The organism is Limibacter armeniacum, assembly GCF_036880985.1.
In the GTDB taxonomy this organism is placed as follows: domain Bacteria; phylum Bacteroidota; class Bacteroidia; order Cytophagales; family Flammeovirgaceae; genus Limibacter; species Limibacter armeniacum.
The window spans coordinates 1-13,414 of the sequence record NZ_JBAJNO010000008.1 but is presented as its reverse complement, the minus strand read 5'-3'; the positions used below and the strand labels follow the sequence as shown (position 1 = coordinate 13,414).

The 13,414-nt window shown below is 44.9% G+C and carries 14 protein-coding genes; 12 read left to right on the top strand and 2 right to left on the bottom strand.

Going from position 1 to position 13,414, the window contains the following annotated elements:
- The first annotated feature begins 57 nt into the window (after positions 1 to 57).
- From V6R21_RS05945 to V6R21_RS05890, 12 genes are all read left to right on the top strand, one after another.
- A complete protein-coding gene (locus tag V6R21_RS05945; RefSeq protein WP_334241707.1) occupies positions 58 to 312 on the top strand; it encodes a hypothetical protein in 255 nt (84 codons plus the stop codon).
- Positions 312 to 1,616, top strand: coding sequence for a hypothetical protein (locus V6R21_RS05940; RefSeq protein WP_334241705.1), 1,305 nt, complete (start codon positions 312 to 314; stop codon positions 1,614 to 1,616). The genes V6R21_RS05945 and V6R21_RS05940 overlap by 1 nt, the downstream gene beginning before the upstream one ends.
- Position 1,617: 1 nt before the next feature.
- Positions 1,618 to 2,595 carry a DUF6712 family protein gene (locus tag V6R21_RS05935; RefSeq protein WP_334241703.1) on the top strand — a complete coding sequence of 326 codons (978 nt, stop codon included), beginning with the start codon at positions 1,618 to 1,620 and terminating at the stop codon, positions 2,593 to 2,595.
- Between the two features lies 1 nt (position 2,596).
- A complete protein-coding gene (locus tag V6R21_RS05930; RefSeq protein WP_334241701.1) occupies positions 2,597 to 2,902 on the top strand; it encodes a hypothetical protein in 306 nt (101 codons plus the stop codon).
- A gap of 230 nt (positions 2,903 to 3,132) precedes the next feature.
- On the top strand, positions 3,133 to 3,576 hold the full coding sequence (locus tag V6R21_RS05925; protein ID WP_334241700.1) for a DUF5675 family protein: 444 nt from the start codon (positions 3,133 to 3,135) through the stop codon (positions 3,574 to 3,576).
- Between the two features lie 46 nt (positions 3,577 to 3,622).
- On the top strand, positions 3,623 to 4,396 hold the full coding sequence (locus tag V6R21_RS05920) for a hypothetical protein (RefSeq protein ID WP_334241698.1): 774 nt from the start codon (positions 3,623 to 3,625) through the stop codon (positions 4,394 to 4,396).
- Entirely contained in the window at positions 4,393 to 4,908 is a 516-nt protein-coding gene (locus V6R21_RS05915) for a hypothetical protein (RefSeq protein ID WP_334241696.1), read from the top strand. The genes V6R21_RS05920 and V6R21_RS05915 overlap by 4 nt, the downstream gene beginning before the upstream one ends.
- Positions 4,901 to 5,383, top strand: coding sequence for a hypothetical protein (locus V6R21_RS05910; RefSeq protein ID WP_334241694.1), 483 nt, complete (start codon positions 4,901 to 4,903; stop codon positions 5,381 to 5,383). The genes V6R21_RS05915 and V6R21_RS05910 overlap by 8 nt, the downstream gene beginning before the upstream one ends.
- Entirely contained in the window at positions 5,383 to 5,595 is a 213-nt protein-coding gene (locus tag V6R21_RS05905) for a hypothetical protein (RefSeq protein WP_334241692.1), read from the top strand. Before V6R21_RS05910 ends, V6R21_RS05905 begins: the two co-directional genes overlap by 1 nt.
- Positions 5,585 to 8,089 (top strand): phage tail tape measure protein, encoded by a 2,505-nt coding sequence (locus V6R21_RS05900; protein ID WP_334241690.1) that lies wholly within the window; start codon positions 5,585 to 5,587, stop codon positions 8,087 to 8,089. The genes V6R21_RS05905 and V6R21_RS05900 overlap by 11 nt, the downstream gene beginning before the upstream one ends.
- On the top strand, positions 8,086 to 9,159 hold the full coding sequence (locus tag V6R21_RS05895) for a hypothetical protein (RefSeq protein WP_334241688.1): 1,074 nt from the start codon (positions 8,086 to 8,088) through the stop codon (positions 9,157 to 9,159). The genes V6R21_RS05900 and V6R21_RS05895 overlap by 4 nt, the downstream gene beginning before the upstream one ends.
- Positions 9,156 to 11,069, top strand: a complete 1,914-nt coding sequence (locus V6R21_RS05890) for a hypothetical protein (RefSeq protein WP_334241686.1) — start codon at positions 9,156 to 9,158, stop codon at positions 11,067 to 11,069. Before V6R21_RS05895 ends, V6R21_RS05890 begins: the two co-directional genes overlap by 4 nt.
- Positions 11,070 to 11,125: 56 nt before the next feature.
- On the opposite strand, the gene V6R21_RS05885 is transcribed toward V6R21_RS05890, so the two are convergent.
- Together V6R21_RS05885 and V6R21_RS05880 are read right to left on the bottom strand one after the other, a co-directional pair.
- Positions 11,126 to 11,707: a hypothetical protein gene (locus V6R21_RS05885; protein ID WP_334241683.1), complete on the bottom strand. Its 582-nt coding sequence runs from the start codon at positions 11,705 to 11,707 to the stop codon at positions 11,126 to 11,128.
- A gap of 132 nt (positions 11,708 to 11,839) precedes the next feature.
- Positions 11,840 to 13,000 (bottom strand): site-specific integrase, encoded by a 1,161-nt coding sequence (locus tag V6R21_RS05880; RefSeq protein WP_334241681.1) that lies wholly within the window; start codon positions 12,998 to 13,000, stop codon positions 11,840 to 11,842.
- Positions 13,001 to 13,414 lie beyond the last annotated feature (414 nt).

Genomic DNA, 13,414 nt, shown 5'->3' with positions numbered 1-13,414 from the left:
ACTGTTGCAAAAACTTCACCCTAAAGGTGAAAAATATGGTATATGACAGTTCACCCTATGGAAAATACAATCACTAGAACGCACGCAATAGAGATGATGAGGAAAGAAGGAGCAGTCTTTTCCATCACATTTGTCACTGCTGACAGCAACCGTAACCGTGGGGGTGAAATAGTTCACCTTTCGGATTGCCAGTTGCAGGGTATCAGCCATGTACATGGGAATCGCAGGGTGAAGACCAAAGCCGGGAAGATCCGAGAGTTCTGCATTTTCCTGATGACACATTTTAATGATCACCGAGTAATCCCTAGCTAATGAGCGCACAGAGCATATATATCAGTGAGAACGGAGCTGCTGCTTACATCGGTGGTGGTGTCAATGCATTGGTCAAGACCAACATTGGTCCAACCTCCAAGACTTCCAGCAGCAGTTCATCAGGTAATACAGAGATAGCACACTGGGGAAAGAACAACCTCAGACCACAAGAGATGTACGAGGATGTAAGCCGCTCAACAATACTCAAACGGACATTGGAGTGGAAAGCCAAGGCCCTATATGCTGGCGGTATGGTGTACGGTGTCACTGAGATAGATGATAAGGGCAACGAGACGTTTATCCGCAAGCAGGACAAGGAAGTGGAGGAATGGCTCAAGAGAACCAACTTCAAGCGTATGTACCTGTTCCCTGCTTGCCTGGACTACTTCTATTACCATACAGTGTTCCCTGAATTGATCATGGGTAATGGCCGTAATAAGATAGCCAACATCAACCGCATCAAAGCAGCATGGTGCAGATGGGGCCTGATAAAGAGTGGCCCACTCAAGAAATGCTATATCAATCCGGACTGGAAAGCAGCCAAGGAAGAAGACCAGACCATTGTTGATGTCATCAATGTAGAGTATGACCCTATACAATCGGTAAAAGATAGTAAAGCAGATAAGCTGATCTATCCCCTATCATTCCCGGCAATCGATGAGGAATACTATCCGCTCCCTGCATGGGATACCGTCCGTAAGTCCGGTTGGTACGAAGTAGCCATGGGTATTCCTGAGTTCAAGAAAGCTGCACTCAAGAATCAGCTAACACCCGCATTCCATATAGAAATAGCTAAATGGTGGTGGGAGGACAAGTACGAAGAATGGGGCACCATGTCAACCAGTGAAAAGGTAGCTACAGTAAAGAAAGAAATGGAATGGTTTACTGAAACCATGACTGGTACTGATAATGCCATGAAAGCCATCATGACTGCTACAGATGATGACGGAATGGGTAACATCCGAAAGGGTTGGACCATTACCCCAATTGACAATAAGCTGAAAGACGGTGCCTATATCGAGGATTCGCAGGAAGCCAGCTCACACACCCTATTCGCAGCAGGAGTTCACCCAACGCTTATTGGTAGTACACCAGGAAAGCAGATGGGTAACGCTGGCGGCTCGGAGCAACGAGTAGCTTTCAACAACTACATCCTCACTTCTCAGCCTGACCAGGATATCATCTTGGAGCCGGTGCAGTTCATATTCGACTACAATGGGTGGGAGTATGAAGTGAAATTCAAAAACAGCCTGATTAACAAGCTTGACTCAGGCGCTGAAGTAACCGAGAAAACCAATAGCTAATATGTTAATCTCTACACCTGAAGAACTGGCCAACAATCTTGACAACGTCAAGGATGACTTTGATATCGACCTGATAAAACCTGCCATCCGCAGGACAGAGCGCAAGCATATCATTCCAGTGATCAGCAAGGCATTGTATGACCGCATCAATGACAAGTACGAAGCCGACCCTGCTACACTGACAGATATTGAGCAGGAGCTATTGGACGAGATCCAGTCAGCACTCGCTAACCTGGCATTTGCCAGTTACATGACAAGTGGCCAATTGGATATCTCAGAGTCTGGTTTCCATATCAACCAAAGCGAGACGCAAAAAACTGCATGGCCTTGGCAGATTGCCAACCTCAAGAAACAGTTGTTGCAAACAGGTTTTGAAGGGATCGATATGTTACTGGAGTTTCTCGAAACAAACAAGGCAGACTTTCCGGAATGGGTAGCCTCAAATGCCTACACCATCAACAAGGAGCACTTTGTCAATACTATCGACCAGTTCCAGCTATACTATAACCTACACGGTTCACGGACTACATTCCGTAGTATGTCTTCCGTTATCCGCAAGGTGGAAGACTTCAACATCCAAGCCGAATTAGGCAAGGACTTCTACGATGAGCTAAAAGCCGAAATCAAAACAGGCAACGTCTCAGCCGACAACCAGACGCTGATTGACATGCTGGTTCCGGCAGTAGTACTGCTGTCATCAGCAACAGCCATCCGTGAGTTTGTGGTCATCATCACAGACAATGGCATCCGATCATTTGACAGCTACGAGGGAGCAGCCGAAAAAGAGAAAATGGCAAGCATGAGCGACATTGACATGACCAGCCAGAACCTTGAAAACGACGGGGGAGCATACCTCAAAAAGGCTATCGATTATTTAAAGGAGAAAGCATCAGACACCCTGTATGCCACCTTCTTTAATTCAGATAAATACAGCAATGAAAAAGAATGTCGGGACCCACACACCAAAATGTACTACTGATATGATTGAAGAAGCCAAACTCGCAACCGAAGCAGGAAGCACTTTTATTCAAAAAGCCAAGCAGCAGCCATTCATTGTAGTGCTGCTCATAGCAATACTTTTTATCTCCTATTTCGTCAACTGGATTCAGTTCAATGACTTCAAGGAAATCGCCATTCGTAGCGTCATTGCGATCGAGCAGAACACAGCCGCTATGAAAACAATTACCGACTCAAGCAAGGAAGATCAACAGGATATGGAGGATGGAATGAATCGGGAGTTTCAAGTAATCAATAAAAAGCTCGACCTGCTTATAGGTCAAAAATAATTCTTCACCTAAAAACCATTGACTAATGTCAGACATCATCCAAAAACGGAAAAAGCGCAAAAGTATCGCTATCACCATCTTATCATTATTGACCTTGGCAGGAACCTTCTTTGGGATCACCAAATACACAGGCCCTATCGTAGGCGCTGGTCAGGAGATCATCAAGAACATTCCAGACACGCCAGCTAATTATCAGGAACCCGTCGAAATCGACACAATCGCAATGATCTATGAGCAACTACAAAGCCACCCTGACAAGGATCAAGGGCAATTCCAAACAGACCGAGGGCATCTTTTCGCTCTACAACAACAGGCAGAAACTGTTCGAATGCCGCAGTTTAGAATTACCATGGCTCAACAATCAGCAGAACATATCCTGCATCCCGACTGGGACTTACCACTGTACACTCAGGACTACGGGCAAATACAAGAACAGAGCCTTTCATGTCACAGAGAAAAACGGTCAGGAAGTGAAAGGGAGATCAGGAATACTGATCCATTCCGGCACCTACAACAGCCATACAAAGGGTTGCGTCTTGCTGGGACTGGATCTATCCTCAGACCTCAATGCTGACGGGCAACTCGATGTTACCTACTCAGCCGCAGCCATTGAGCTACTGGTAAAACTGGCCATCACCTATGGCATGGAATCTTTTGATTTGACAGTCAACTAATAACCAAAAAGCCGCTCGCCATTGGGCGTGCGGCTTTCTTTCGCTTATGATCGAGGCAACAATAGGAAAGTACAAAAGGAACATAGCTGAAAACTGGAACGAGCTTACCCCAAAGCAGGTACGCCAAATCGCCAACGTATTCCATTCAGCCAAAAGCCATAAGGAGGCAAAAGTCAAGATGCTCAGAATACTTTTGGACGTTCCTTTCAGCACCTTCAAGCTGCTGACCAATGTCCAAATCATCAACATTTGGGACTGTACAGATTTCATATTCAATGAAACCCGGCTAACACAAAACCCCTATCCTGAACTTTCACTCGGTACCCTAAGAGGCACCAAACTGATCGGACCAAATGACAAGCTGAACAATATCAACCTGCTCGAATTTGCAGCAGCAGACAGCTACTATATCAAGTTTTGCGAAAACCCCGACAAGTACATCAGCTTCTTATACAAGATGGTAGCCGTCCTTTGGCGACCCGCAACCGCAACGCCAACCGAAACAGACAAGCGGATACCCTTTTCAGAACCAAGTGTCCAGCAGAGAGCCGACCTGATCCGCAAACACATCAAGCCCGACCAGCTGACCGCTATCAGGATATTTTACTACGGTTGCCGAAAGATGCTCAATGGCAGGTACAAGAATGTATTTGAAGGCGGTGAAAAAATCAAAGGAAAGTCATACGGATGGCTGGAACTGATCAACGGCATGGCTGGCGATAAGTTTGGAGACTGGCAAGCCACCTGCAACACCCTATTGCATACCGCTTTTATCAGCTTGGATATTGATATGCGAAACCAAAAGAACCTGAAGAAATGAGACACGGAGACTATATCACCATGATGAAGCAAATGCAGGAAGCCCATATTGACTTAAAAGGTTATGCCCGCATCATCACAGGAGCCGACCCCATCCAATCCGCCATGGACATTGAAAGTTTCTTGGTAGCCAAAGGCAAAAAGCGGCAAAGTCAACAGCTCCCACTGCTGATGGTCGAAACCACCGAAACGGGATACCTCGACAACGGAGCAGACAACCACCTACGGGACAGTGCAGCAGGTTTTTTTATCCTGGATAAAGCCACCACTGACGACGAAAAAGATGAGGCCATTTCAATAGCAGAAGTCATTGCAGAGGATTGTATCGGATATATCAAAAAACACCTGCTCGACAACCGAGCAAAGTACTTTATGAGCATTCAGGATTTGCGGATCGAAAAGATAGGCAACCTCGCCAGCCAATACTATGGCGTATACGTCAGCTTCCTGTTCCGAACCAACAGCACCACTGACCTGAAGTACAAACCAGAAAAATTCACAGCCAATGGCTAAAGCACTATCCAACGTCAAGCTGGTCGCACTCCTACTCGATGAGCTTTTTGACAAGTACCGTCTTGAGTTCCGGAACCTCAACATTGGCGACACTGGAGAGTTAGCCCGATCCATTAACCGCCACATTCTGGCCAACCCTCAGATGGTCAAAAGCATCAAGATATCATACCTCAGACGGGGTATGTATGTCGATCAGGGAACAGGACGGGGACTGAAGTTCAGCGAAGGAGCAGCCGCAAACTGGAAAAGAAAGCGGTTTGGCAAAAAGAAGATCAATACCGGAAAGTCTTATTACAAACGCAGAAGAATGATGCAAGCTGCAAACAAACAGACGCAGCTAAGGAAACCAAAACCATGGTTCACAACACATACAGCTTGGTTCTATAGAAGGCTGATGGAACGCACACTCGAAAACTCAAGCGACAGAGCTATTGAAGAACTGCTGGAAGCAATTCCACGAATGATCGAACTGTAATGGAAAAGAAAATAAGGAAAGTGCTAATTGTTGGAGCACCGCCAATGCTTGGAACCTTGGCATCTAAAATACTTAGAGCTGAAAAGAGCCTAGTTGTAGCTAAGCATGATTTAGCAAAACTACCTATAGGTTCAAGCGAGTTCCACCATAAAAAAGAAAGGATTAAAGCAGCTTCATTACTTCTAAAGCATATCAAAGACAATGGCATCTAATACAGATAAACGGACCGTCGAGATTATCATGAACGGCAAAAAAGCCGAGGCTAGCATGAAAGAGATGAAAGCCGCTGCTGCTGTTCTGAATAAGCAACTCGAAAAGATGCCGACCAATACCAAAGAGTTCGCTGATAAATCAAAGGAACTCAAAAAGGTAAGGACCCGGCTCGGTGAAGTAAGCAAGGAAGCACGCTCCAACAACCAAAACATGTCCATGATGGCCAAAGCCCAACCGCAGATTTTCAGCATGGCAAAAGCTGGATGGGCGGCAGTGGCGGCAGGTATCGGTTTGGCAGCCTCCGAGCTTCAGAGAATCATAGCCGAATACGCAAAGCTCAACCGAGTAACCCAACGTTATTCCGAGCTGCAAGGTGATGCCCTACATCAGGCTACAGGTCAGGCGAAAGCCTTGGCTGATACCTTTGACGCTGATGTAAACGAGGTACTAAGGGCATCCAACACCCTTGCAAAAACCTATGGCATGACCTTTCAGGACTCTTTGGAGATGATCAAGAAAGGCTACCTCCAAGGAGCAGACGCAAGCGGGGATTTCCTCAGCAAAATCAACGAATATACTCCTGTAATGAAACAGGCGAATATTCAAGCGGAGGACTTTGTAAAGCTGATGGTACAGGAAGAAAAAGGTACCATATTCGACGACAAGCTAATTGATGCGGTCAAAACATTTGCTGAACAGATAAGAGAATTAACACCAGCAGCAAAAGCAGCATTGGCACCATTGGGCGACGCATTCAATGAGGATGTAATCCAAAGGATCAACAGCGGCAAAGAATCCATGATCGACATATTCCAGGACATTATCCGGAAGGCTCGTGAGATGGGACTCAATGCCCAACAAACCCAAACCCTGATTGCAGATTTGGGAGGTGGCCCGCTGGAAGACTTGGGAGGATTGGAGAACGCATTCAACAACATTGATGCGGCCATGAAATCCAACCTCGACACATTGGATGACCTAGGAGAAAAGCAAAAGGAACAGGTCGATTATGCCGAAAAGATCAACACCGAATACGCTCGACTGTCAGCCAACACCAAAGACCTGGTAGAAGGGACAAAGAACTTTTTCAATGTCGTACTGGCTGAATCGCTTTCACTGCTAAACCGCATCATTGAGAGTTATGATACACTCGATGAAAGGATCGCCAAGAACCTGAAAAACATCAAGGATGCCACCACTGAGGACTTACCTCAGATGATTTCAGACAGTGAAAAAGAACTCACAAAGCTGGTCAAAAAACAGGAAGACCTTAATTCATTGATTGACGGTGGTCCCGGTGCCATGTCCGACGCATCCTATGAAAGTCTGCTCAGAAAATTAAGGGAAACCACCTTGCAGGTAGATACGCTCAAACAAAAGCTGGTAGACCTTAGAGCAGAAGAAGCACTCAGAGCCAAGCAAGCCAATGACGCTGAATGGGCTGCTGACAGAGACAAGCAACTCGAAGCACAAAGACTGGCAGAAGAAAAAGCAAAGCAGGAAGCCGCTGCTGATGAACGTATCGCAGCAGAGGAAGCCAAGGAAGTAAATACAGAAGAGGTTTATGACCAAAACCTTGAGCTGATTGGCATTGAAGAACAACTGGCAGCCAAGAGCATTGATCTTGAAGTTCAAAAACAAAACCTGATCAATATCTTACGGGACCAAACACTCGACAAACATAAAAAGAGGATGGCCGCTCAAAAGGCGTATGATCAGATGATGTTTGACAATATCATGACAGGCACCAACCTGATAGCCAACTCACTTTCAAGTGTGGCCGAATACATTGATGAGTACTCCAAGTTTGGCAAAGCGGTTGCGGTTGCTGAAATCTTTGCCCAACAAGGTTCTGCCATTGCCAATGCGACAGCAGGTGCTATCAAGGCCGCAAAAGATAAAGGACCCGCATTCCCATATGTAGTTGGGGCCTATATCGCTACAGGTATTTCAGCAGCAATCACAGGTATAGGACAAGCCCTAAAAGCTGTCAACAAATCCAAGCCACCGGAAGCACCTAAATACAATTCGGGAGGAGGTGCAACCGTATCAGGCGGTACCACATATGCAGCAGGTGGAGCCACCTTCTATGACCAAGGCAGATGGTCCCCTATCCGAAGTGCCGGAACCTTTGCAGGTGGTGGCCATGTAGGAAGTGCACACTATGGCATCATTGGCGAACGTGGAGCCGAATGGGTAGCACCTAACTGGATGGTAGACTCTCCAAGTTATGGACCAATCATTGGCATGCTGGAGATGATCCGAGCCAACAAGTTTGCAGCAGGAGGCAGCACACAAGCCGCAACCCCACCACCATTGGATACAAGCATGTTCGAAAAACAGACCATGCTATTAGGAGCGGTAGTTCAAGAGCTACAAACCCAAAGGGAGCAACCGAAATATGCAAAGATCATCTGGACAAATGATGACACCACCAATAGCCGGGAAGAAGTTGAGAAGCAAGAAACAATTGAAAACTTCGTAAAAATATGAGGACTTATATCCAGCAACCAGTAGGGCTTTTGCCAAGCCTCAACCGCATACTGATGCACTTTTCTGATACGGAAGACGACTTCCTTTTTGTCAAGGTGGAAGACCTCGAATATGGCGAAATGTCCATCATTCAAAAGCTGGTCAGAAACAACCAGGAAGAATTTCTCTTTGACTTATCCGAACTGACAGATTCACAGCTCGAATTTATTTCCCCCAATCCGGAAAGTGTCAGCATCCAGTTTCTGCCATTTCACCTAAAGTACTTCAAGCTACAGGAAAGCACCGACGGTGTCACCTATACGGATGTAGTGGAATGGTCAGCCATCAAATCAAAGATCCAGTTCGCCAACATCAACCAGCAATACAGCAGTAGCCTATTTGCCGCACTGACAAGCCGAACCGTAAGCGAAACCGCCAACTACTTTGTAACAGTGGCAGGCTATCCCAATGATCCGGTAGAGTTCAAGATCATCTACGATGACGGCACTACCCATACCGAAACACAGCTATTGCCATCGCCCACTTACAACGATGTCGTGTTTTCGGCCATCAAGCAAAGAGCCTATCTGGTACCCGTGGGTTTTCCTCAGCAAGGTTATGCAGACAAGCAACCAGGGAAAGTGATCAGCCGGGTGGTCATCACCTTCAACAACGAGACCTTGACACTTTACCCATCCAGCAAAAAGAGTATCTACGAAGTGGAACTCCTGTATTGGGACCGCTATTCCGGCAACTTCGAAACCCTGATCGCCAAAGGGCAAAGCAGCAGCGAAAGCGAGTTCCAGCGAAACGACTATTCCATCTATGGGCCAAGCTACAGCACCACACTGGTAGACAATGGCATGGTGCAGAAAGTGGAAGAAAAGATGATGATGAAACTTCGTACAGGCTATTTCAAATCCAAAAGCGAGTTCCAGTCAGCACTCAATATCATGTCGGCCGAAAGGGTACTGGCCAAACTGTCAGACAAGTATGTAGAGGTAGCCATCACCGACAAGAAAATCAAAGGCCCACAAGATGGAGACACCCTTTACAGTTTTGAGTTTTCAATCGATATCCCAAACAGATGATCAGCATAACCGTCAGCGGTGAAGTACTGCCAGTAGACAAAGACACCAGCATCAACTTTGTGGTGGACTCAGACTATTTCAACCTCGAATACCTTTCCGGAACACATACCTACTCGTTTGTGATCCCCTATACCGGTGCCTCAAAAAAAGTGTTCGGCTTTGAGCATATGCCCGAAGTGTACAAGAACAACTTTATCAACACCTACGACTGCCAAATCAGCTTCAAAGGATTTACCCTTATATCCGGTAAGCTCATCCTGCAACGCTGTACCAGCAAAGGCTATGAGGTATTTGTCACCTCCAACACCTCCATACTCGCAGAAATCAAAGAGGTTACTTTGCCTGAGCTATTCAGCATCAAGATAATCGGTTACTTAGACCGCAACACCCAACTGGTACAGGAAGGCTACACACCCGTAGCAGACCTGTTTGCTTCAGATGACTTTCAGCAGATCCTCACCCGAACAAATGAGGATTCGGTCGTGTTTGACGATTCCGTATTCTGCATCTCAACTACCTACCTATTGGAGCAGCTATTTGCAGCACTTGGCTATGAGATGGAAATGATTCTCAGGTTTCCGGCAGAGCAGTACAAATCCGTAATGTGGTTTACAGACCACCCTAACAATGGGCTGTATTGGGATACCGCCTACGATATCGCACCACCAAGCCTAACAGTTTCTACATTCCTGAATGCCCTGGCTAGAAATTTCGGCATCTTCACATACTTTGATACCGTCCAAAACAAAGTAACCCTGATGGATATCCACTCATTGCCGGGCTACCTATACTATGAGAATAACTACGGGTTCAAGTACTTGGATGTCCTATCCATCGAGAGTTCCGAAAAAGGGCATATAGACAAGGTCTCATTTTCACACAATACCAAACAGGGAGACCCAAAACCAACCCTGAACGGAACGGTGGACACCTATCAGGATTTGCCACCTGTAAACTTTGCCAGTGGCGAGACCTACTATGTAAGAGCCAACACCAGCTGGTACAAGTCAATCGACCTGCTTTGGCAACCAATATTAGGATTTAACCGATATCCAAAAGAAGTAGTCTTTCGGGAAGGAGACCAGAAGATGGAGATCAACACAGGCGTTGACCCTGTTTATATGGTCAATAGAGGAAAGATAATCAAACAAAGCAGCTTTGATTTGGTCAGGCCAATAGAACCCACTAACACCCCTGGGTATTTAGGTGTACAAATTCGATACGATGATACCGACCCAAACAACGAGCCGTTGCCTGATATCGAAGACCTAATGGAAGTGGAGATCTATTACAAAGACAATAATGTAGAAGTACGCAGAAGAGGGCTTATCACATCCCATGCACGTACACACTCACAAGGTGAAGAGCATTTCCTGAATATAGGCACCAATATTCCATTGACATTTCCTATACAGGAAGAATTGGACGGGGAGTTTGAATTTGAGTTCACCTATGGGTTCCGCTACTTTCCCGAAATAACAGGCGATAAGTCTGGCAGGATTGGACACCTTAACCATAGCAACTTTCCCGACTATCAGCCAATAGATGATTACGAAGGGAACAACTACAACTATGTTACGGCTACCAACTACCAAACCAGTAACCCACAAATCAGGCTATCCAACAGGCAAGACAACCAAATACAGTACTCCCTGATTTGGGACGATGAGGAAGGACTATACGAGACTTTCCACAAAAGGGCCATGCTGTTTCTAGCCAACTGCAAACTGATCAAGATCAAGCCCAAAATGACCATTGCAGACATTATCAGCTACCAGCCATTTAGCTGGTACCAAACAAACAACTTCCATTACCTCCCAAAAAAGTTAACATATAAGTTAACCCATGACGGGATTAAGGATGTCAAGATGGAAGCAAGGGTGCCAAAAGAGGGAGCAGTTCTGGAGTAATAAAAAAGCCCTGGTCAAAGCTAGATTGACCAGGGCTTTTCAAACAGTAGGGTATATCAATTACCACTAAGCATCTTCTTTGCATCATTAACATCCTTGTTATGATCCACTTTTGAGTCTTTTAGCTTCAAATCAAAGTCTTTCTTTGACTCAATGTCTAAATACATATAGTAAAATAGAACACCTGATGTATAAGAAGTACCTCCCATAGTAATGGTAAAAACACGATTTCCATTAATATCATTATAGCATGCCATCAAATCCCCTTTACTAAGTGCTGGTGACTTGGCATATTCTTTTTCGTAGACTACCTCATATTTAAGCTCATTTTTAAATAAGGACATTAGTTTGAATAAGGCCGCCTCTGTTGCATCGTGATCTAATGCTGAATACATAGTAAATGTTTTAAGCTCTTTTTCTCCCGCACCATAGGCTTTGTTAGTTCCATTAACAATAAACTCAATCCCATTGAATTTCATTCTATGGAAAAAAGCAGATACAGGCACTTCCTTTATTGCACTCCTATACTCTTTTTTACTCATACCAGCCTTAAAGTCCCCAATCAAAGTGGTTCCTTTTTGAGCATAAAGACAGGTTGAAAAGATTAGGGTGATGGTTAGAATCAATATAGTTCTCATAAAAAAATTGGGCTATATGTTAAACGAAATTAAACAGGAGGGAAAATATAAAAAGTTCGGCTAGCAACCGAACTTTTTTGTGTTCAATTATTACGTTGGTCTTGTTGATATTCTTGCAGGTAGGATTATAGTTTAGGCACTCAAGATCAAATCAAGTTCAGCCTCGATACTGATCTGTAGCATGTCTAGGTAATAGGTATCAGTTGTTCGTTCAGACTTGTGGCCAAGCATGCGGGCAATGGTCTGCCTTCTTACCCCTTGCTGGTATTGTACCATGGAGAAAGTACGCCTTCCCACATGGGTAGTCAAATTCTTTCGAATACCCATTACCTCAGCCAGAATCTTAAGGTTCATATTATAGCCACTATTACCAATCTTAGGGAGCTTGTAATCGTAGCTGTTCAGGATTTTCATCGCAACCGAATCAATCGGGACGATAAACTCAACCTTTGACTTGACACGCTTCTTCTTGATGCAAGCCTGATTGCCGATATAGTGCAGATGCTTCTCATAGTCAAAGTCCATCAGGTCCGCATAGCTCAGCCCCGTACGGCAAGAAAATACCAGCAGGTCGGCAGTTCGCTGCAATCGCTTCCTGAAAAACTTCATCTTCGTAATCGCCTCCAGCTCATCGCTGCTTATGTACACCCGTTCAGCGTCTGTAGTTCTGGAATACTTAAGCCCCAGAAGTGGATTAACATACAAGTACCCCTTATCCACCGAAAAGGCAACTACCGCTTTCAGCTCCTCCACCAACTTTGCTATATAGTTGACACTATACTTATGCTTTCGCATCCAGTTGATAAAGGTATCAGCCCAAGGCCTTGTTACCTTGTTCACATCCATATCAGATGCGCCAGTTTCCTTCAAAAACTCCTGAAACCGCAAGCACCTCCGTTCAATATTGTAGAGGGTGTTCGCCTTAAGCACCTTGCCCTTCATCTTGATCCATTCTTTCCAGACACCTAGCAGACTTATGGACTTTATCTCTACAAACTTCTCCCAACGTTCACGCAATGTTACAGGCGTGATAGACATTCTAAATTTGCGCATCTCCAGATACACCATCTTGACCTCATTTCGGATAATAGCAAGTTCCTCGTTGTCTGCACTGGCGTGTTTGTGGTTGATCATATCCCCATTCCAATGCTTTTCCAAACAGCGGATACCTGTACTGAACGGTGTACCCCGATCACCATTCACTTCGATACGGGCATAGATCGTAACATAACCATTTGATGCTTTGCGTGCCAGGTACTGCACACTCATGGATCTTGAATTGTTTTTAATCATGATTGAAACAAAAAAATTGAGTTATTAAAAAAATAAATCTCAATCTATCCTAAAATGAAATCGCAAGTGTTACCAAGACTACCTCAAGTGTTACCGGGAGTGTTACCAAAACATGCAATAAATCCCTGTTACCACTAGTGTTACCAAAATTGTAAGGCATTGAATATCAAAAACATGGGAATAAAAAAACCGTAAAACACTGTACTTGCGTTTTACGGTAACTCCCTGATCATCAGTAATATTGCGTTTTTTAATTAATCCCGAAGGGATTGAACAATAGTAGCCGTAGGCAAAAGCCTGCGGTATAAGTAAATCACATTTATCCAACTCCAAAGGAGTTGAACCTTTAAATCATTCAAGCGTTTAAAACTTCCGATTTCAATTATACCGCTACTTAAATCTTTCCTTTCAAAA

What these genes read in the sequence shown, in the direction of transcription:
- V6R21_RS05890 (WP_334241686.1), top strand. Translation starts at nt 9,156, where the DNA reads ATGATCAGCATAACCGTCAGCGGTGAAGTACTGCCAGTAGACAAAGAC.
- V6R21_RS05900 (WP_334241690.1), top strand. Translation starts at nt 5,585, where the DNA reads ATGGCATCTAATACAGATAAACGGACCGTCGAGATTATCATGAACGGC.
- V6R21_RS05885 (WP_334241683.1), bottom strand. Translation starts at nt 11,707, where the DNA reads ATGAGAACTATATTGATTCTAACCATCACCCTAATCTTTTCAACCTGT.
- V6R21_RS05895 (WP_334241688.1), top strand. Translation starts at nt 8,086, where the DNA reads ATGAGGACTTATATCCAGCAACCAGTAGGGCTTTTGCCAAGCCTCAAC.
- V6R21_RS05910 (WP_334241694.1), top strand. Translation starts at nt 4,901, where the DNA reads ATGGCTAAAGCACTATCCAACGTCAAGCTGGTCGCACTCCTACTCGAT.
- V6R21_RS05905 (WP_334241692.1), top strand. Translation starts at nt 5,383, where the DNA reads ATGGAAAAGAAAATAAGGAAAGTGCTAATTGTTGGAGCACCGCCAATG.
- V6R21_RS05940 (WP_334241705.1), top strand. Translation starts at nt 312, where the DNA reads ATGAGCGCACAGAGCATATATATCAGTGAGAACGGAGCTGCTGCTTAC.
- V6R21_RS05880 (WP_334241681.1), bottom strand. Translation starts at nt 13,000, where the DNA reads ATGATTAAAAACAATTCAAGATCCATGAGTGTGCAGTACCTGGCACGC.
- V6R21_RS05935 (WP_334241703.1), top strand. Translation starts at nt 1,618, where the DNA reads ATGTTAATCTCTACACCTGAAGAACTGGCCAACAATCTTGACAACGTC.
- V6R21_RS05930 (WP_334241701.1), top strand. Translation starts at nt 2,597, where the DNA reads ATGATTGAAGAAGCCAAACTCGCAACCGAAGCAGGAAGCACTTTTATT.
- V6R21_RS05945 (WP_334241707.1), top strand. Translation starts at nt 58, where the DNA reads ATGGAAAATACAATCACTAGAACGCACGCAATAGAGATGATGAGGAAA.
- V6R21_RS05925 (WP_334241700.1), top strand. Translation starts at nt 3,133, where the DNA reads ATGAGCAACTACAAAGCCACCCTGACAAGGATCAAGGGCAATTCCAAA.
- V6R21_RS05920 (WP_334241698.1), top strand. Translation starts at nt 3,623, where the DNA reads ATGATCGAGGCAACAATAGGAAAGTACAAAAGGAACATAGCTGAAAAC.
- V6R21_RS05915 (WP_334241696.1), top strand. Translation starts at nt 4,393, where the DNA reads ATGAGACACGGAGACTATATCACCATGATGAAGCAAATGCAGGAAGCC.